Annotated in this window: 24 protein-coding genes; 7 read left to right on the top strand and 17 right to left on the bottom strand. The window is 63.2% G+C overall.

All coding sequences use genetic code 11. The features are described 5' to 3' along the window. Positions 1 to 84: 84 nt before the first annotated feature. The 14 genes from HMI59_RS22005 to HMI59_RS21940 form a co-directional block, all read right to left on the bottom strand. On the bottom strand, positions 85 to 435 hold the full coding sequence (locus HMI59_RS22005) for a hypothetical protein (RefSeq protein ID WP_193594218.1): 351 nt from the start codon (positions 433 to 435) through the stop codon (positions 85 to 87). Further along, a complete protein-coding gene (locus HMI59_RS22000) occupies positions 435 to 683 on the bottom strand; it encodes a hypothetical protein (RefSeq protein ID WP_193594217.1) in 249 nt (82 codons plus the stop codon). The genes HMI59_RS22005 and HMI59_RS22000 overlap by 1 nt, the downstream gene beginning before the upstream one ends. A gap of 131 nt (positions 684 to 814) precedes the next feature. After that, a complete protein-coding gene (locus tag HMI59_RS21995; RefSeq protein WP_193594216.1) occupies positions 815 to 1,558 on the bottom strand; it encodes a Bax inhibitor-1/YccA family protein in 744 nt (247 codons plus the stop codon). A 102-nt stretch (positions 1,559 to 1,660) separates the two neighbouring features. Continuing rightward, positions 1,661 to 2,536, bottom strand: a complete 876-nt coding sequence (locus tag HMI59_RS21990) for a hypothetical protein (RefSeq protein WP_193594215.1) — start codon at positions 2,534 to 2,536, stop codon at positions 1,661 to 1,663. 72 nt (positions 2,537 to 2,608) lie between these two features. Next, entirely contained in the window at positions 2,609 to 4,090 is a 1,482-nt protein-coding gene (locus HMI59_RS21985; RefSeq protein ID WP_193594214.1) for a serine/threonine-protein kinase, read from the bottom strand. A gap of 50 nt (positions 4,091 to 4,140) precedes the next feature. Next, positions 4,141 to 4,992 (bottom strand): FHA domain-containing protein, encoded by an 852-nt coding sequence (locus HMI59_RS21980; RefSeq protein ID WP_193594213.1) that lies wholly within the window; start codon positions 4,990 to 4,992, stop codon positions 4,141 to 4,143. A 133-nt stretch (positions 4,993 to 5,125) separates the two neighbouring features. Then, a complete protein-coding gene (gene secE / locus HMI59_RS21975; protein ID WP_193594212.1) occupies positions 5,126 to 5,410 on the bottom strand; it encodes a preprotein translocase subunit SecE in 285 nt (94 codons plus the stop codon). A 145-nt stretch (positions 5,411 to 5,555) separates the two neighbouring features. Continuing rightward, entirely contained in the window at positions 5,556 to 6,005 is a 450-nt protein-coding gene (locus tag HMI59_RS21970; RefSeq protein WP_193594211.1) for a hypothetical protein, read from the bottom strand. Then, positions 6,002 to 6,424 carry a hypothetical protein gene (locus HMI59_RS21965; protein ID WP_193594210.1) on the bottom strand — a complete coding sequence of 141 codons (423 nt, stop codon included), beginning with the start codon at positions 6,422 to 6,424 and terminating at the stop codon, positions 6,002 to 6,004. The genes HMI59_RS21970 and HMI59_RS21965 overlap by 4 nt, the downstream gene beginning before the upstream one ends. Next, entirely contained in the window at positions 6,421 to 6,894 is a 474-nt protein-coding gene (locus HMI59_RS21960; RefSeq protein ID WP_193594209.1) for a hypothetical protein, read from the bottom strand. Before HMI59_RS21960 ends, HMI59_RS21965 begins: the two co-directional genes overlap by 4 nt. Continuing rightward, entirely contained in the window at positions 6,891 to 7,253 is a 363-nt protein-coding gene (locus tag HMI59_RS21955; RefSeq protein WP_193594392.1) for a hypothetical protein, read from the bottom strand. The genes HMI59_RS21960 and HMI59_RS21955 overlap by 4 nt, the downstream gene beginning before the upstream one ends. A 104-nt stretch (positions 7,254 to 7,357) precedes the next feature. After that, complete coding sequence (locus HMI59_RS21950) at positions 7,358 to 8,407, bottom strand: translation initiation factor IF-2 N-terminal domain-containing protein (protein ID WP_193594208.1); 1,050 nt, start codon at positions 8,405 to 8,407, stop codon at positions 7,358 to 7,360. Positions 8,408 to 8,544: 137 nt separating this feature from the next. Then, positions 8,545 to 8,703 carry a hypothetical protein gene (locus tag HMI59_RS21945; protein ID WP_193594207.1) on the bottom strand — a complete coding sequence of 53 codons (159 nt, stop codon included), beginning with the start codon at positions 8,701 to 8,703 and terminating at the stop codon, positions 8,545 to 8,547. 58 nt (positions 8,704 to 8,761) lie between these two features. Continuing rightward, on the bottom strand, positions 8,762 to 8,947 hold the full coding sequence (locus HMI59_RS21940; RefSeq protein WP_193594206.1) for a hypothetical protein: 186 nt from the start codon (positions 8,945 to 8,947) through the stop codon (positions 8,762 to 8,764). Positions 8,948 to 9,111: 164 nt separating this feature from the next. On the opposite strand from HMI59_RS21940, the gene HMI59_RS21935 reads away from it, so the two are divergent. The 3 genes from HMI59_RS21935 to HMI59_RS21925 all read left to right on the top strand — a co-directional run bounded on the left by HMI59_RS21935 (position 9,112) and on the right by HMI59_RS21925 (position 11,567). Continuing rightward, on the top strand, positions 9,112 to 10,968 hold the full coding sequence (locus HMI59_RS21935) for a hypothetical protein (protein WP_193594205.1): 1,857 nt from the start codon (positions 9,112 to 9,114) through the stop codon (positions 10,966 to 10,968). A gap of 86 nt (positions 10,969 to 11,054) precedes the next feature. Then, positions 11,055 to 11,198, top strand: a complete 144-nt coding sequence (locus tag HMI59_RS21930) for a hypothetical protein (protein ID WP_193594204.1) — start codon at positions 11,055 to 11,057, stop codon at positions 11,196 to 11,198. A gap of 48 nt (positions 11,199 to 11,246) precedes the next feature. Then, on the top strand, positions 11,247 to 11,567 hold the full coding sequence (locus HMI59_RS21925; RefSeq protein WP_193594203.1) for an Lsr2 family protein: 321 nt from the start codon (positions 11,247 to 11,249) through the stop codon (positions 11,565 to 11,567). Here HMI59_RS21925 and HMI59_RS21920 read toward each other — a convergent pair. Then, positions 11,564 to 11,800 carry a hypothetical protein gene (locus HMI59_RS21920; RefSeq protein WP_193594202.1) on the bottom strand — a complete coding sequence of 79 codons (237 nt, stop codon included), beginning with the start codon at positions 11,798 to 11,800 and terminating at the stop codon, positions 11,564 to 11,566. The two genes, HMI59_RS21925 and HMI59_RS21920, sit on opposite strands and share 4 nt — an antisense overlap. Continuing rightward, positions 11,713 to 12,516, bottom strand: a complete 804-nt coding sequence (locus HMI59_RS21915; RefSeq protein WP_193594201.1) for a hypothetical protein — start codon at positions 12,514 to 12,516, stop codon at positions 11,713 to 11,715. Before HMI59_RS21915 ends, HMI59_RS21920 begins: the two co-directional genes overlap by 88 nt. Positions 12,517 to 12,694: 178 nt before the next feature. Between HMI59_RS21915 and HMI59_RS21910 the strand changes: the two genes are divergently transcribed. Both HMI59_RS21910 and HMI59_RS21905 read left to right on the top strand, forming a co-directional pair. Then, complete coding sequence (locus HMI59_RS21910; RefSeq protein WP_193594200.1) at positions 12,695 to 12,844, top strand: hypothetical protein; 150 nt, start codon at positions 12,695 to 12,697, stop codon at positions 12,842 to 12,844. A 12-nt stretch (positions 12,845 to 12,856) separates the two neighbouring features. Then, positions 12,857 to 13,357: a DUF3841 domain-containing protein gene (locus tag HMI59_RS21905; RefSeq protein WP_193594199.1), complete on the top strand. Its 501-nt coding sequence runs from the start codon at positions 12,857 to 12,859 to the stop codon at positions 13,355 to 13,357. A gap of 29 nt (positions 13,358 to 13,386) precedes the next feature. Here HMI59_RS21905 and HMI59_RS21900 read toward each other — a convergent pair whose 3' ends face one another. Next, complete coding sequence (locus HMI59_RS21900; RefSeq protein ID WP_227471709.1) at positions 13,387 to 14,049, bottom strand: hypothetical protein; 663 nt, start codon at positions 14,047 to 14,049, stop codon at positions 13,387 to 13,389. A 112-nt stretch (positions 14,050 to 14,161) separates the two neighbouring features. Here HMI59_RS21900 and HMI59_RS21895 point away from each other — a divergent pair, with 112 nt between their 5' ends. Continuing rightward, positions 14,162 to 15,097, top strand: a complete 936-nt coding sequence (locus HMI59_RS21895) for a ribonuclease H family protein (protein WP_193594197.1) — start codon at positions 14,162 to 14,164, stop codon at positions 15,095 to 15,097. 302 nt (positions 15,098 to 15,399) lie between these two features. Then, on the top strand, positions 15,400 to 16,149 hold the full coding sequence (locus tag HMI59_RS21890) for an endonuclease NucS domain-containing protein (protein ID WP_193594196.1): 750 nt from the start codon (positions 15,400 to 15,402) through the stop codon (positions 16,147 to 16,149). Positions 16,150 to 16,242: the final 93 nt, after the last annotated feature.

The following is a 16,242-nucleotide window of genomic DNA, read 5'->3' as shown; positions in this document are numbered from 1 at the left end:
GGCCGCATTGGCCGGTTGCAGTCGCTGCATGGGCGAAGCGGCCTCGGGGTTTCTGGGTTGATGCTCACGGGTCTGGGTTCTTTCTTAGCTGATCTGTTCGAGGAATTCGGTGAGGGGGATTCGGCCGGCACTGGAGCCTTCGGCGGGGATGCCGCGGCGCTGGCGGCTAGCTTCGATGCCGGCACGGAGGCTGGTCAGGTAGTCGACCCGTTCAAGCGGAATGAAGCGGTCTTCCGGGTCCTTGCCGCAGGCTTCGTAGTCGCAGATCCGGCACTGGTTGTCAGCCCAGATCGGGACGGTGCCCGGGTGTTCGGCTTCGGTGGTGCCCTGCGGGCGCATCCGGCTGTTGCAGCCTTTGCACTGCGGAAGCTCATCGGTGGAGGGTTCGAGGTCGACCGGATCGTTGGCCGGGGTGGGGACGAGGCGGAGGGTCATCAGATTTCCTGTGCCGTGTGGGCGTCAACGAGGGCGCCGAGGGTCTTGCGGACGGAGGTCTCGAAGCTTTCCAGGGCGTGGCCGTCGCGGCGGCTGCAGGCCTCCCGCTGGTAGCACTTCTCGTCGTGAAGCCGGCGTGCGACGACCAGGACGGAGAGATCGTTGAGCGTAAGGGCCAGCGGCGTCGCTTGGCCGGCGGGGTATGGGGCGCAGACTTTCTTGGCTGGCCGGCTGTAAGTTGCGGACATTTGCGTGGCTCCTTCGTGCTCGGTGCTGCTTTGTTGTCCCCTATGTGTGCGGCCTCCCGGACAACCCTCCACGCGACACAAAACAGCCCGCCCTGCGTTGGTGCAGGACGGGCTTGTGAGCGCGCTGGAGGCTAGTCGTCGCCGCGGAGCAGTGCGAGCAGCCGCAGAATTTCCAGGTACAGCCAGACCATGGTCAGCATCAGGCCGAACGCGTTCCGCCACGACTCGATCTGCGGAGCGTGTGACGTGACGTCATCCTCGATGGTGGTGAAGTCCATGATCAGGTTGAAGGCGGCCAGGAGCACTACGATCAGCCCGATGGCCACGCCGATCGGAATGTCGGTGCCGGGGATCTTCAGGGAGTTGATCCCGAAGGGCGTGTTCGCGACATGGAAGGCGACCAGCAGCAGGTTGATGACGCTGTAGACCAGGTAGCCGATCATGGCCACCAGCACCATTTTCACCATTGCCGGGGTTGCGCGGAAGCCGCCGAACTTGAACGCTGCAAGGGTCGCCGCGAACACCGACACGGTGGCCAGGACAGCCTGGATGACGATGCCCTCGTAGCGCGCTTCAAAGACCGCCGAAACGCCGCCCAGAGCCAGGCCTTCGAATGCCGCGTAGCCCAGGACAAGTGTCGGTGACGGGGTCTTCTTGAAGATGCTCACGAAGGCCAGCACGGTTGCCACGACCACGCCGACCAGGGCCAGCGACGGGTTGGCCCAGCCGATGACGCCGCCGGCGACCAGAACACCCATACAGAACAGGGTCTTCATGATGACGTCGTCGTACGTCATGGCGCCGGCCGCATCGATGGCCGGTGCGCCTCTGAAGGTGGGTGCCTTCTGTTTCTTGCTGAAGACGGGGTTACTCAAGGTTCTCCATTCAGGGAGGTGAAGGGTCCGCCGGGCAGCCTGATGTCTGCCCGGCGGTTATGCAGTGATCATGTGTGCGGCAGGTGCCGCCCTGCTGCCCGGCTATTCGCCGTAGTAGATCTCGAGCTTCAGGTCTTCGTCCCCGAAGGCTTCGATGGCGCGGGTGCCGCCCTTGGTGGAACGGGGCGCGGATCCGTGGGCGATGATGTCCGGGATCATTTCCTCGAACTTCTCGTAGTTGCGCTGCCGGCCTTTGGTGGTGTCGATGTTGACGACGAAGGAATACGGGGTGTCCCGTTCGGGCCCGATTGCCGGGTCGTCGAGGGGTTCGCCGCCGATCGCTGACCTGTTGGCGTAGCCGATGACGCCGGAGAGCGCATAGGCTTCCGCGTCGGTGAGGGGCCGGTTGGCCTGGAACCGCATGGCGTAGGGGTCGTTCGGGTAGTCCAGGGCCTCGGTTCGGGTGAACACGGTGTCCCCGACCTGGACCTTGTCGAACACTTCGCCGGCCTGCAGCCGAGGGTCATCGGCCGGCACGGGAATGCTCTTGCCGTCGGGCGGGGTGCCGGTGGCGCCATGCCGCGGATGGTGCTCGGCTTTGGTGACCTGGAGGGTCCGGACGAGCTCGAGTGCGTCGGCCTCATCGCTCATGCCCATGTTCCGCAGCGCGTCCAGGCCTCGTTTGGCGTTCCGCGCCATCTCGATTGAGTACGCGTGGTCCAGGAAGTGCACCAGCTCGGCGATCTCTTCAATGTTGCGATCGGTGAAGTCCAGCGACTCGTTGAGTTTGACGCTGACATCGTGGATGTGGGATTCGGTGAGCTGGTCAAGAACCCCCAGGTGGCGGAGCCGGTCCCGGACGAATTCGGGTTGAACGGAGGGCGCGCTGAGTGAGAGGGACGGCTCGGAATGGGCGGTGGCGGCGAACTGGCCGCCTGCCGGGATGCCTCTGGGCTGGCGTGCTGCAGGTGTGCTCATACCTCTTTTGTGTGCGGCGGGGATGCGCTGCGTCACGCGGTGGGCAGAGCCTTCGGAAGGATGGCGCCGGTCTCAGTTTTTGATCATCTGGAACGTTGTCTTCAGCGTCGTTGTGGCGCCCCAATCGGTTGTGATGGCTGCGGTGACCTCCACTGTGCCGACCTCATATTTGAGCAGATTCGGCCAGTAGACCTCACTGAACCCGCCCCGGGCAGCGCAGGGGGTCCGTTTGGTGTCCAGGAGAACTCCGTTGTTCACAACCCGCCATTGTGCGTAGCAGCCTTCCTGTCCAAGGCGTCCCCCGGCGGTGTAAACGTACGGCTCGTACCCTGGGGGGCGGCTGACGTTGTAAAGCCCTGGGCCAAGTTTGCCACTGCTGCTGTGCACGTCGATCCGGCCCTCCGTGATCTCACCCGAGAGCGAGCTGATCGGTGAGGGCGTGGTGGCCGTGACGGTGGGCGTAGGCGTTGGTGTGGGTGTCGGTGTAACTGTCGGTGTGGGAGTGGGCGGCGGTGTTGGGGAGGGGGTGGGCGTCGGGGTTGTGGTGGCAGGGGCCGGGACAGCCGCGGGTGTACTGGGGCCGGCCTGTGGGCCCGCGCCCTGCGGATTCATCAGCGCCACAGCTGTTCCTGCCAGGGCCATGAGGACGGCGAGGATCAAAACGACCGGGATCCAGCGCCGCCGCTTGGGCGAAGCAGTGGTCTGCGGCGGCGGAGTGGCGGGTCCGGTGAGAGGTGCGGTCTGGTGGACGAGCGGAACTGCCTGGGTCACGCCTTCGTGCTGGGCCCGGCGGAAGGCCGGCAGCAGTTGCGACGCCGCTGGGCGCTGGGAACTCTCCGGGTTCAGTGCGGCCCGGATGTCATCGCTGAGGGAACCGGCGAAGTTTCCGGCCGGGATTCCCATCCCCGGCGCGGCCAGGTCGGGCGTCCTGTTGGTGAACAGCCAGAGCGCTATTGCACCGACAGCCCACACATCCGAGGCCTTGCTTGCCGGTTGCCGCTGGATGAGGACCTCCGGGGCCATGTACGGGCTGCTTCCGAGCAGGTGCACCGATTTGGTGGCATCTGGATCCATCTGCGACTCGGCAATCCCGAAGTCCGTCAGGTAGGCCTGGTTGTCCTCTCCGAGAAGGACGTTGGCAGGTTTGAGGTCACGGTGGATCACAGTGGTCTGCTCGTGCAGATATGCCAGGGCCGTGAGGATGTCCGCAAGGATCGCAGCCTTGGCGGCATCGGTGAGAGTGCCTGCTTCACCGGCCTTTTGAAGGTTCGTTCCCTGGATGTACCTCGTGACCAGGTACAGCCGGTCGTCTTCAATGAAGGTGTCGATGATGGGGACGATCCGGTCGTGCTGAAGAGAGCCCTGGTGGATCGCTTCACGCTCGAGCCTTCGTTTGGCGCCCATCTCGGGAAGGGCTCTGTCACTGACTCCCTTGATGGCTACGAGACGGTTGAATTTGGTGTCGTTGGCCTTCCAGACCTCGCCCATTCCGCCTTCGCCGAGCGGTTCGAGAAGCTCGTACCTCCCCTCCCCCAGCATCTGTCCGGTATACATGTTCGCCGCCTTCCTCTACGCCCCAATGGCGTCAACTTGCATCGTCGGGGCTATCCCCCGGCGTTGATGACTTCTGTCCCCGCGTCGAAGCGGATCGGATCTGCCTGGCCGATCGTGATGACTGACCCGCTGGCCAGCGGAGTCGGGGAGGTGATCGTCCGTCCGCTGACTTTGGTCTCGTTGGTGGTCTTCAGCGGCTCGAGAACCCAGCTGCCGCCCGAGTGCCGGAGCGTCGCGTGGCGCGCGGAAATCTGGTCGTGCACGGTGCGGATCTCGTTGTCCTCGGCGCGTCCCAGCCGGTACGGCGAATCCTCGGGCCGGAGAACCCATTGTTTGCCCTTGAACGTCACCCAGGCCAGCCCGTTGACAGGCTCTGTTCTAGCATCATCGGAGCGCCCCGCATCCGCCGTCATCGGCCGCGTGAGCCCGTCCCGGGCGTCCTCGTAGGAGAGGACGGGGTTGAGCCGCCGCAGCGTTTCGTTGGGCCAGACCGAGACTGGTACCGGGTTGTCGCCGGGACCGTACCAGCCCTGTTTCAATGCGTACTTGTGCCGGTACTCGGCAAGCTGCTGAGAGAAGGCCGGAATGCTGAACTGCTGCACGAAGCGGTAATCCTCGCCCGGCATGGCGATCGTAATTTTCCGGACCGGCATCGGCTTACCGGAAGGTCCGATGACCCCGCTGCGCCGCATTTTTGCCTTGTAGACCCGGTTTACACGCAGCAGCGACAAAGGACCGACAGCCAGGTCTTTCCGGAGGTAGCTTCTCGCCGCCTGCCAGGCAGTCAGGTTATGCAAAGCGCCCAAATTCCTGAAGAAAAACCACACTCCCACGGTGAGCACAGCAATGATCGGAATATAGATGATCAGTAATCCAATCAGCGCGTTCACCGCCACCTCCATCCCCGGATTCGCAAGTTGGGATCAGCGTACTGGCTGGACTTCGTTCTGGGGACTACCTCCGCTTTGATGACGACACATGTCGCAGATAGCAAAACGGCGGCCCCAACTAGGAGCCGCCGCTGGTTTTGCATGGCTAGTTATCGCCGATGGGGTTGCCTTTGAACAACAGGGAGGACAGGGTGCCGAAGCCAAGGTCCAGCAGGGTGACGAACAGGATCATGACGGCAACGAATGCCACCACGGTCACGGTGTAGCGGAAGAGCTCCTTGCGGGTCGGGGTGACGACTTTGCGCAATTCCGCGATGACCTGGCGTGCGAACAGCAGGACCGTCGCGAAGAAGCCCTTCTTCTCTTTCGCGGCGGCGGGTGCTTGCGGCCCGGAAAGGGGTGCATCCCGGTGTGACAGGGTTTGGGTCATAAATAGCGTTCCTTGGGTTGACGGTCCTGCCTGAGGGCAGAGCGGGGTGTACTCACGTCACATGTGTGCGGAGACGGCGATAGGTCTCATCAGCGGACGTCCCGTTAGACGGGGTAGTCATGGTGTCCTTTTCCGGTCGCGCTGACTAACTTCGGGGGCTGAGGTTGATGAAGCACTCGTCGCTGGCGTCGTCGTAGGCAACGTGCTGGTACAAGTAGGCGTCGTGGAAAATTTCGTCCTGGAGGTCTTCCAGATCGACGTCCCCGTAATTGCCGTCCCTGTCTTCGACGCTTTCGAGCGTGAATGTCAGCCCATATTCGATGTCGTGCTTGCGGCCCACGTTCAGCCGGGTGAAGTCCGGGTTGATGGCAAGGAGCTTGTCGCTCAGGTGGTCGACGTAGGCGGCCGCAGCCTCCGCGCTGATCGTTTGCGCGTACTCGGCCTGAGCCCTGGCCCGGTCCAGCCCTGTCAAGTGGGCAAACGGGTCTGTGATGGGGTTGTTCAGGGCAATGTCTGGTTCTGTGTGTGTGGTGGCGGCAAATTGTCCGCCTGTGGGGACCCCTTTGGGCTGGCGGGCGGTGAGATCTTCTGTCATGGTTTTTGTCCATCACTGTTGGTGTGGGAGCGGTATTCGACGACCCAGTTCGCGGACCGGGCAACAGCGAATTTGCGGTCCCGGAGTCCTTCGTCGCTGAGGAGGTTCTGCTCCGCTTCGAAGCTTCTCCGCGGGCGTTGGAAGGCTTCCCGGGCCGCATGCTCCCTGTCGTTGCGGGGTTCGCCCAGGGAGTCCACATATGCGCCGGCGGCATCGGACGCTTCGGTGATCCGGTCGATGTTGCCGTGCCGGTTGCGGCCGAAGCCGCGCCCCGCCGTGTAGACGGCCGCGACCATGTTCCGTTCGAGCCGGTGCTCTTCATCGCGGTACGTCCGGAGGCTGAGCGCTGGCTCGGTGTGGTTGATGGCGGCGAAAAGGCCGCCCGCTGGGATGCCTTTGGGTTGCCGCCTGGTGGTCATGCTTCACCTGCCGGGGTCCACGCCGCCGCTTCCAGCAGGTTGATGCTGTACAGCTCATCGCCGTAGGAGCCAGTGGAGAACGCGCCTGCCCAGCTGGACTCGCTGGCGTTGGAGTCAAGGTTTTTTAGGAGGTCGTAAATCTCGCTGTTCGCCCCTGGTTCGTCTTCGTCCACTTCCCCGTATTCGCGCAACTGCTGGCCGTTCGCGTCCCGGACCACGATCCCGCTGATGAAGTCCCCGTTGTCCCAGGAGTCCACCTGAATCTCGCCGGTCACGGCAGACGGGTGCTCCGCCAGGATTTTGCGTGCAGCGAGGGAGGTGCTGGCAAGTTCGATGTCCTTGTCGGCCTGGCGTACGGCGGCGGCGTTCAGCTCGATGAGTTCTTCCAACTGTTCGTCGCTTGTGGCCGGGCGCGCCCCGGTGGCGACTCCGAGGACCTGGGCGCGGACCCGGTTGGCTGCAGCCTTCATTTCACGCCGAATAGGCCAGGCAATTTCGTCGTGCTTCCGATGTGCCCACTTCTGGGCGGCTGCATGGACGTCTTCATCTTCCAGCCACCGGCTCTCGAAGCTTTCGTTCTCGATGTCGAAGATGTCGTCGCTGGGGTCCAGACCGTAAAGACAGGCTCACCCTCGATGCTGACCGCCGTGCTGATGGCCCCGGCATCGTCAATGTTGACAGCCACCTCGGGCTCGGGCAGGTGCTCCGGCCAGCCGTCCAGCTCGGGACGGCGGGACGCCAGGTTCAGGGCCGGTTCGGCGTGGTTGGTGGCGGCGAACTGGCCGCCTGTCGGGATGCCTTTGGGCTGTCGCGCAGCGTTCTCTGTCATGCCAACTATGTGTGCGGCAGTTCCTGAGGGCGCGCGACAAAGGGGCCGGCCGAAGGGGTGCCTTGGCTGGCATCGGTCCCATCTAGGTCCCGCCCGCCTGGGGATTAGCTATCGACTGGGATGGGCTGGTAGCTGATGTAGAAGGATCTGACATTCCGGTGTTCCTGCATACGGTTGCCCAAGTGCAGGGGGTCCGAGGGCACCCTATCGAAGATGTCCAGGCCCCTGTCCAGCAGAATCCTCCACCCGCTATTGGCAGTAATGGTTCGACCGTGGAGACCTGCTTCCACGGTGTAGCGGAAAGTGAGACCTGTATCCTTGAACGCGGCTGCGATTCGGTCAAGATAACTCGTCTGGGCCTCGTCTTTCTTCGGGTCGTCCTGCCGGTCCTTCGAGGTTCTCAGCCAGACCTCCGTGACAACATCGGACGGCTGTGCACGGACGAGTGCTTCGAGGAGCTCCATGAGGTTCCGGGCCTGGCTGAGGGTGCGAATGTAGGGGTCCACGATCCTAACTTCCGTTGCGCCGAGCAGGTAGGGCACAATCAGTTTTTCAAAGCTCACGCCTGCGTCGCCGCGCTGGAATTCCAAGTGCCCTTGTGCGAGCGGACTGGGTTGAGCTGGTAGCGGTTCGCCGTCTGAGGGGTCCATGGCTTCAACCACCGGGCCGACCGCTTCGAACGCCTCAGAGTTGTCGTGCGCGCTTATGACGTGGGGCGAACGCGCAACTGGTTCTTCCGACGCGACGGCCGAATGATCAGACTCCAGAGCGCTCGGTGCCTCTTCAATTGGCGGAGTCGCCAGCGATGCGTCCTTTTTGGCGTCATGACGACTCCCGCCATCCTCACCCTCAGAAGATTCATGTCCAGCTGGATCGGATGGCTTCGGCGGGCGTCCACCTAAGGCACCCCTCAGTGCATTAAGGGCTCCAGCGGCTTCGCTACTGTTCGGTCCGGGGAAACGCCCGGAGGCGGCCTGCTCTCGCAGTAAGGCGACATGACGCGGCTCAAGCGTGGAAGAGGCGGACCGAACCGTTATCCCGTTGATAGCAAGGACAACAATCATGTCCTTCGAGGACACTCCCAACTCCTTCGCGAGTTCATGAACTCGTTTCTTCGCGATCCTCCCCGGGTTCTCCCCGCGACCCGTAAACATGTGCCCAGTGTACGATGCGGTTTCAGGCAGTTGCTCAGCGGCCCGGCCGAGCCGCTCAAGTGTTACGAACACTGCCGTGGACGGGCCACAGGACCTGCATGAGAAACACTCATGAGGTGGTGTACTGGATGCTGCCCCTACCGGAAGAGCTTCACGGTCAGAGCGATGGCCATGGCACCGAGGATGACCAGTTGGGTGATGACCACCGCCATATCTCCCCTGTAGAGCAATCCGAGGCCGTTGCGCACCATGTCGGTCGCCGCCCCGGAGAACGTGAAGCAAGTGAAAACCTGCACGCCCGGGCCGGGGTCGCTAGGGACGATCGGCACCGCGTAGGCGGCACGGACATTGTGATCACGATGGCCCCGAACATGCCGTTGGCGTCCGTGGCCGTGGGTATGAAGGATCCGAGAGCGACGATGACCCGGCGATGAAGCCGCCGGTGAGCAGCAGCGCCCCGGCGCCAAAGTCCATCCGGAAACCGGACGAGTCAACGGCCACGTCAGTGGTGGCCGCGTCTGGCACGTTCTCCTCGGGCATGGATCTCCTATGTTGTGAGTCGGGGAGGTCTACAGTCTTCCACCGCATGTGTGCGGCGCCGGTGTGAAAGGTCTTCGCCGTCACATTCAGCGGCTCTGGCCCGAAGGGGTGGAAGGCGTCCGTATGCTGTAGCCACAGCCGTCGAGAACGGGGATCAGATGCGAGTGTTTCGTAGGGCGCGGGCCATCCCGCTGCTGGCAGCGTTCGTGGTCATGTGCTTTGCACTCACATCTTGCGACCTGTTCGCCCCGAAGGGCTCTCCATCGTCCGAGTCCGTAGTGGGCGACAACGGAGCCGACCTCACCGTCGCCGGGGTGCACATTGTCGTTCCAGCGGGTGCGGCACCGGTGGGGACAAAGGTTGAAGCGTCTTTTGAAGACAGGGAGCCGACGGGCACCGACGGGGACAGCCTGCAACTGCTTGCAAAGGCTTTCAAGATCAAGCTCGGGGACAACCTGCAGCCCTCGAAGCCGCTCACCGTGACCGTGCCGGTTGACAAGACCCGGCTCGCCTCCTGGGAAGGTATAGACACCGCGCAGACGGTGGTCATGCTAGTCCAGTCCGAGGGCGCCTCCGAGCCCGACTTGGTCAGCGGCGTTTTGGACCCTGACGCCGGGACTGTCACCGCTCAAGTGCCTCACCTGTCCCTGGTGTGGCCAGCGCAGCTCGACCTTGGCGCCGTGATGAAAAAAGTAGGCGAAGTCATAGACCAAGGCTTTGGCATCAAGTTCCCGAAACCGGACTGCGTGGACAAGTCGGTTACGATCGCCGGCTCCACCTACAAGGCAGTCTCCCCGGCGCAGGCCTGGCTGTGTGTGGGCGATTCGAACGGCTCACTGACCATTACGGCCTCAGCCAACTCTCCTATACCGTTCCTCAGTACGACGTTGCCTGCCGCCGCTGCGTCCAACAAGGTCGAGATTTCGGCGGCGACGGCCTTTTCCGTCGCATTGGCCCAGAACTCTGGCTTCATCAAGAACCACCAGAGCATCATGATGCCCGGCGCGGACGCCCAGTACACGTTCAATGGAACACCCGGGCCTGTGCGGATCGGCTTCAAGCAGTACCCGGTGATGCTGCTCATGTCGATCCTGTCCAAGGTCTTTGACACCGCCCTTGGAAGCTTCGTGAAGGCCAAAGCACTCGATGACCTCGCCAAGGCCGGGTGCATGCAGAACATCGTTGACACCGCGGACGCAGGCAGCCAGCTTACCGTCGCGTATGCCGGCGGCATCGTCAAGTCTTTCTTTGGATGCGTCGGCACAGCCATCAAACTCTCCCCAGCGGCCCAAATACTGCTCGCGATCATCACCGCCGGCCCGCAGTTCCTGGCGGCCTCTGCAATGGGCATCTACAACGAGTTCTCGGGCGGGGCGAACTTCGAGTCGACCATTACCGCGTCAGCGGCGCCCGCCAGCGGCACCATGGAGGGTGCTACACGCTTCGTGACCCTGGACCCTTGGAAAGACGGCACCCTGAAAGCCGTCAGCAAAACGTACGATGGGTCAACGACATCGACACCAAGCTGCAATGGCTCTGAAATCGCTCCACGGAAGGACGGCTTCCGATGCTACTGGCCGGGCATCTTCGACCCGTGTTTCCAGAGTCCCACGGCACCGCGTGACTTCCTTTGTTTGACGGTCAGTCCCGACGCCAAATCGGATGTCACTCTGCTGAAAAACATGAAGCTGGGTGACGATATAGTCGGTCTGTTCCAGAACACCGGTGCACCTGAGGCCAGCAGCGCGGTACGCGTAGAACTGGTCGACGGGACCGTTTGCAGTAGAAGTACAGGCGCCGGGCCAAAAGGCGTTCCCGGCTACCCGTATTGGGCTGGGCACTGCTTCGGGCCCTCTGAAGGCGTATGGCGGGTCAGCGAATCTGACCAGTGGACGAACGACTTAAAGCACTACCCGCTCTACCCGCCCACACTGGCGGGCGGATACTGGCAGGTCGCCATTTCCCCGGGGAATGAGGAGGCTCCAGCCCGCAGATTCGACGTCAAGACGGTCTACCGGTAACCCCAACGGTCAAGTCGAGGCCAACTTGAGAGCCTGCGCGCATCAGGCGGCACAGGAGTGACCTTCCAGCGGCCTACGATAGATGAGTGATAAAGGTTGTGGGCGTCGTCAGGCCGCTGGAAACGAAAGAAATCCATTCAAAGGGCGAGAGCTACGAAGAAGCCCATGAAGCACTCCGCGCGGCCATTCCCGAAGGATGGTCCCTGCAGTCCATCAGGGTCGAACGCTGAACGGCGTGTGACAAATCCGCAGGACTCCCCCGGTGATACCCTCATCGGATGGCCCAAAAAACCGTAGTTGAACTGATCGATGACGTCGACGGATCCGAAGCTACCCAGTCCCTCACGTTCTCCCTCGACGGCGTCGATTACGAGATCGACTTGAACGACGATAACGCAGGCGAGCTGCGGTCATCACTGGCGAAATTCGCAGAAGCTGCCCGCCGCACAGGGGGTCGCAGGCGCCCGGTCACCGATGGGAAAGCTGCCGGGATCTCCTCGAAGGACATCCGCGCCTGGGCCCTGTCCGAAGGCCTGGAAGTGAACGCCCGCGGCCGCATCCAGGCATCCGTCGTCGACGCCTACCTCAGCGCCAACTAGCCGACCAGACCCCGCTCCCGGGCTGCCATCGCTTCGGCAACCCGGCCCGGCTCGCTGGCGTACAGGCCGGCGTTCAGCAGTGAGTTCAACTCGACGATCAGAGGCTTCTCGCCGGGACCCAGCGCCACATCGATGACGTAATCGGTCAGCGCCGGCACCTCCAGGGCGAGTGCGTCGATGGCATTGCGTGCGAAGTTGGTGAGGAGCCCGACGATCGCAGGCTCAGCCTCCACCGGCGACTTTGCCTGCCGGTGACGGCGCAGCTGGTTGTCGAAGCGGTAGCCGTTGTTCTCCAGAGGCGTAAATCTTCGACGCATCCGGCGGCGGTCGCAACCGTGTTGCCGACGACGAACACCCGATATTCGTACTCCATCTTCACGAACTCCTGGGCGATGATGCTCTCCCGCGCACCCTCCAGGTACATGGCCCCGTAGTCGAGGGCGTCGTAAACCAGCCGCGCCCCGTCTCCCGGGCCGAAGCCGTCCGGCAGATCCACCGGGAAAGCGAACTGCTTGATCTGAACCGACTTCAGGAACGCCTTTCGGGTGTCGTTTGCGGCCCAGCCGGCGAGGACGTCGCCGAGTTCGGTGCCTTGACCTTCGAGCCCGAAACCGCAGACGGCGAGCCGCCGCCCGGCGCGGGAGAGGAACGCCTCATAACGGTAGTAGTCGGAGGCGAGGCGGGCCTGCTCCATGTCAGCCTCTTCGTGGCGCCGGCTCGGCTGCGTTCCGTAGCGGGGCAGATGCTGCAGGTCCGCGGCGGGGCGTGCCTCCCCGGTGCCGGCGTTGACGGCGATCCTCGGATCAGTGGAGATCACCAGCCACGTGTTCCCAGCCCCGAAGGTGCTGAGGGCAGCTTCAAGGCGCACCGCCTGCTCGACGAAGTCCTCGTAGTCCCCTGCTCCGTCCGCGGCGGTTGCCGGAACCTGCCGGGACCAGAGGGCTACCAATGATCGAACCGGGCCATTGCAGACGTCGGGGCGGGCCGGGGTGCGGCAATGGGGCAGTTGACGATGCTGACCAGCCAGGGCATGGATCTCCTCAAGAACGTTTTCCGCTCATGTGTGTGGACCACCAGGCCTGGCTACCCGTTCCGGTTTCGCCAGCGTTCTCGGCGATGATAATTCCTTGCCGTTCTTCATCCATTCAGCCCGTCCCGCCGACGCTGTCCCGGCGGGTCGGATGGGCCATAACCTCTCGGCCGACCAGCTGCTGCTGCACACCATCCAGACTCAGGAAGTTGTGGACGAGCTGCTGTCCACCGGGGTGTACAGGTAGGATCCGTCCCGTGTGGAGCCACTGCATGCGGACGCCTACGACTGGCTGTACCGGCAGATGGCTTCACGGCTGACCTCCGTAGGGGTCGGGGCGGTCTGGTTCTGGGCGCAGATCCGGCGCGATGACCTCATCGACCTTTGCAAGGCCTCGCCCGGTGACGTCTTGCTGACCTGCCGGGTGCCCCGGGAACGGGTGCTGCTCTCGCATTACGGTGACTGGCATTCGGCCTTGAACCGCCACATGCTGGTCATTGAGCTGCCAGATGAGAGCGACGATGACTACCGGGCCAGATGGGACCTTGCCTACGAGAACGTTCAGTCACGAATTCTGGCCGCCGGGCATGGCCCTGGCGCGGAATACGGGCACTGGCCCGAAGACCTGAGGGTGGAGCTTGAGCGGAGCTGGGAGTTCATGCTGGATCCGCGTAACTACGGGCGATACGAGTCGTGGCAGGCCACTACCCATTGCCTGCAGGCGGGCGACGTCGTGCGTGCGGTCAGGCTGGGAGGCTGACCCGGCCAAACTTGTCAGAGCACGGCGGACTAAACCAGCAACGAGTCTTTCGCCATGCACCGGGCTGATCGGGTCGCGAGCAGCTCCCCGAATCGGAGAACAAACTCCCCGGCCGTGTCCGGGTGCTCCAACGGGTCACGCATGCTCGGTGCCAGTTCAATCTGGATCGCGCCGCTGCCGGTAGAGCGGGCATAGCTGCGGACCGACTTGGGGCTGACCGCGTTGAACTGGCCGCCGGTGATGACGTGGAAATCCGCGAAGGTGTCCTCAATGAGTTCAGCCATTTCGAGCTCCTCTTCGCGAGGGTCGTTGCCGATCCCGACGTAAATGTCCGCTCCGTGCCGGGCGCTGACTCCCACTACGTTGATCAGGTACTGCCCCTCATCGAGCATGTCGTCCAGTGCGAGTTTGAACAGGTCACTGCGCTCATCCCAGTAGGTCCAGTCCGAGCTGATCCCGTCGCTGGCGAGCCAGCCCTGCCCTGCCGTTGTCCCGAGCAGCTGAACCATCGCCCCGGTGTACTGGTCAGCGAATTTTCTGCGACCATCGGACCACCGGTTCGTTGCGTGCGGGGCGGTCAGGAGGAAGTATCCATCAGCCTTCGATTGCCTGATGGCATCGAGGCTGTCGCCGTTGTAGAAGTTCCGGCTCAAGGATGCCTCAAGCATCCGCAGATCGCGCGTCAGGTCCATACCCATGAACATGCGTAGACGCCCCGGCAGCGGTGGGAACTCCCGATCCATATGCCGCACACATGAAGTGTGAGCGGCAAGGTGCCGCACCTATGACCGGAAAGAGCCACTCATGTCCGCCGCGCCCGAAGCAACCACACCACTCCCCACAGCAGGAGCGCCCACCGACGTCATCCTCCACGTCCGGGTCCTGGAGAACAGCGGACGGTGGGGTATCGGTGTCCTTGACGACGATGGCGGCCTCCATATCCGCACAGGCGAGGTCCCTGCCCAGGAATCGTTCGGCGCCACCCGCACAGAAGCAGTGCTGGCAGCCTTTTCCGCTGTCCTGGAAATCGCCACCAAACACCAGTACGTCATGCTCGACGTATCCAACATCCTGGTCCGCAAAGCGATCGCCGGAATGATCGACTGCGTGCCAAACGTACTTCTTTCCGAGACGACAGCCGTCTGCGGCCATCGCACCGCCGTGGTCAAGGCCCTGGAAGAGATGGCTGTCTCCACTGAAGTCCGGCTGAACCCTAACGCCCGCAGTGTGGTGGTCAGCACCGACGCGTCCATCGCCAACGGCGGCCAGGTAGCCGGGCTGGGCTGGGTAGTCGCCGCCGAAGACGGCACCGTGCTTTCGTGCGGCCAGAAGACTGCCGATGTAGCGCGACCCGGAGACATCCTGACCGGCGAGCTGCTGGCGATCCGCTGGGCCGTCCAGTCCCTCATCAGCCGGCATCCCGTCCCGGTAGCGGGACAGGGCACTGTCGTCGTCCAGTCCGACTCCAAGGCAGCCCTTCGCGTCCTGCGAATCATTGGCGTCGGCCGCCGGCCGTCCTCGTTCACTGCTGAGCAGATCAAGCTTGCCAAACGCATCCTCGAGGAGACCCGACACATGCCCATCGTGTTCCGTTGGGTGAAAGGTCACCGTGGAGATGAAGGAAATGAGGCTGCCGATCGGCTGGCTGTCCTCGCACGACGCAACCGTGAGTTCGGGGTCACCGCCGAGGTTGGCACCCGGATGTTCCGCTACCTCCGCGACGAGCTCGTCGCCGCCTAACGCCCCTTCTTCTCAATTCCGGGGGCTGCGCTCTGCCATCGGTCCTCCCGTGGGTTTGTGTCGCGATCCTGTAAATTCAGAGTCGGAAGAGACTGGTCCGCAGGGGGGCCGTTGGCTGGGAGAAGAGTGACGTCGTACTGGGTTGTCCGTCAGGGCAAAGGTGGCATCAACGCGCAGGAAATGATCGAGACCGGATACCTGGGTGTCGATTACATCGGCGACTACGACATCAGACCGCATCTCGGCTCAGGCTCCGAATCGTTCCGCAAGGCATTGAACGGCGTGTATCAGGAGCTGTACCCGTGGACAACGAAGATCGGTGCCGCCTGGGCATGGGTAGGCTGTGGTCGGCCTGCGAGGGCATCCAGGAAGGCGACGTCGTTCTTGCGCCCAAACCGGACAGGACCTACCAGTTCGGCGTAGTGGCATCCGGCTACGAGTACCACCCTGGCACCGCCCTTCCCCACCGCCGCCGGGTTGATTGGAAGGGCGCCTTCAGCCGCGATGAAATGAGTCCCGCCCTGGCGTCCTCGGCGGGCACCCAGCAGACGGTCCTCGAACTGGCCGCCCATTCTGCTGAGCTGGCACAGCTGACCCGTGTCACCGATTCCGCGCCCGTCATGGAGGCCGTTTTCGCCTCCGAGGTGGAGGAACAGCTCGCCTTCCAGATGGAGAAGCAGCTCGAGGATTTCCTGGTGAGCAATTGGCGCAGCACGATCCTGGGCCGCGACTACGACATTTACGAAGAGGACGGCCAGATCGCCGGCCAGCAGTACCCTACCGACACCGGCCCCATGGACATCCTGGCGGTCAGCAAAGACGGCAAGCGGATCCTCGTGGTCGAGCTCAAGCGCGGACGGGCCAGTGACGCCGTGGTCGGCCAGGTTCAGCGGTACATGGGCTTCGTCCAGGAGACGATGCTGGAACCAGGCCAGGAGGTCGAAGGTCTGATCATTGCCCTGGACGACGACAAGAAGATCCGCAGGGCTCTGTCAGTGGCTCCGAACATCAGGTTCATGAGGTACCGCGTCGAGTTCCATCTGGAGGACTAACTCGACGCTCAGCACCAGGTGGAAACTCGGTGCCCCTAACGCATTCGGCATGCTCGAGGAGACAACCCAGAACAATGCAGCCCCCGAACGACG

Source organism: Paenarthrobacter sp. YJN-5, assembly GCF_015040095.1.
Lineage (GTDB): Bacteria > Actinomycetota > Actinomycetes > Actinomycetales > Micrococcaceae > Arthrobacter > Arthrobacter ureafaciens.
This window is presented reverse-complemented; position numbering and strand designations above follow the sequence as displayed.

Bases quoted from the DNA above. Each gene is read 5' to 3' on its own strand.
- HMI59_RS22005 (WP_193594218.1), bottom strand. From the start codon at position 435: ATGACCCTCCGCCTCGTCCCCACCCCGGCCAACGATCCGGTCGACCTC.
- HMI59_RS22000 (WP_193594217.1), bottom strand. From the start codon at position 683: ATGTCCGCAACTTACAGCCGGCCAGCCAAGAAAGTCTGCGCCCCATAC.
- HMI59_RS21990 (WP_193594215.1), bottom strand. From the start codon at position 2,536: ATGAGCACACCTGCAGCACGCCAGCCCAGAGGCATCCCGGCAGGCGGC.
- HMI59_RS21985 (WP_193594214.1), bottom strand. From the start codon at position 4,090: ATGTATACCGGACAGATGCTGGGGGAGGGGAGGTACGAGCTTCTCGAA.
- HMI59_RS21980 (WP_193594213.1), bottom strand. From the start codon at position 4,992: ATGGAGGTGGCGGTGAACGCGCTGATTGGATTACTGATCATCTATATT.
- secE (WP_193594212.1), bottom strand. From the start codon at position 5,410: ATGACCCAAACCCTGTCACACCGGGATGCACCCCTTTCCGGGCCGCAA.
- HMI59_RS21970 (WP_193594211.1), bottom strand. From the start codon at position 6,005: ATGACAGAAGATCTCACCGCCCGCCAGCCCAAAGGGGTCCCCACAGGC.
- HMI59_RS21965 (WP_193594210.1), bottom strand. From the start codon at position 6,424: ATGACCACCAGGCGGCAACCCAAAGGCATCCCAGCGGGCGGCCTTTTC.
- HMI59_RS21960 (WP_193594209.1), bottom strand. From the start codon at position 6,894: ATGAAGGCTGCAGCCAACCGGGTCCGCGCCCAGGTCCTCGGAGTCGCC.
- HMI59_RS21955 (WP_193594392.1), bottom strand. From the start codon at position 7,253: ATGACAGAGAACGCTGCGCGACAGCCCAAAGGCATCCCGACAGGCGGC.
- HMI59_RS21950 (WP_193594208.1), bottom strand. From the start codon at position 8,407: ATGTTTACGGGTCGCGGGGAGAACCCGGGGAGGATCGCGAAGAAACGA.
- HMI59_RS21940 (WP_193594206.1), bottom strand. From the start codon at position 8,947: ATGCCCGAGGAGAACGTGCCAGACGCGGCCACCACTGACGTGGCCGTT.
- HMI59_RS21925 (WP_193594203.1), top strand. From the start codon at position 11,247: ATGGCCCAAAAAACCGTAGTTGAACTGATCGATGACGTCGACGGATCC.
- HMI59_RS21900 (WP_227471709.1), bottom strand. From the start codon at position 14,049: ATGGACCTGACGCGCGATCTGCGGATGCTTGAGGCATCCTTGAGCCGG.
- HMI59_RS21895 (WP_193594197.1), top strand. From the start codon at position 14,162: ATGTCCGCCGCGCCCGAAGCAACCACACCACTCCCCACAGCAGGAGCG.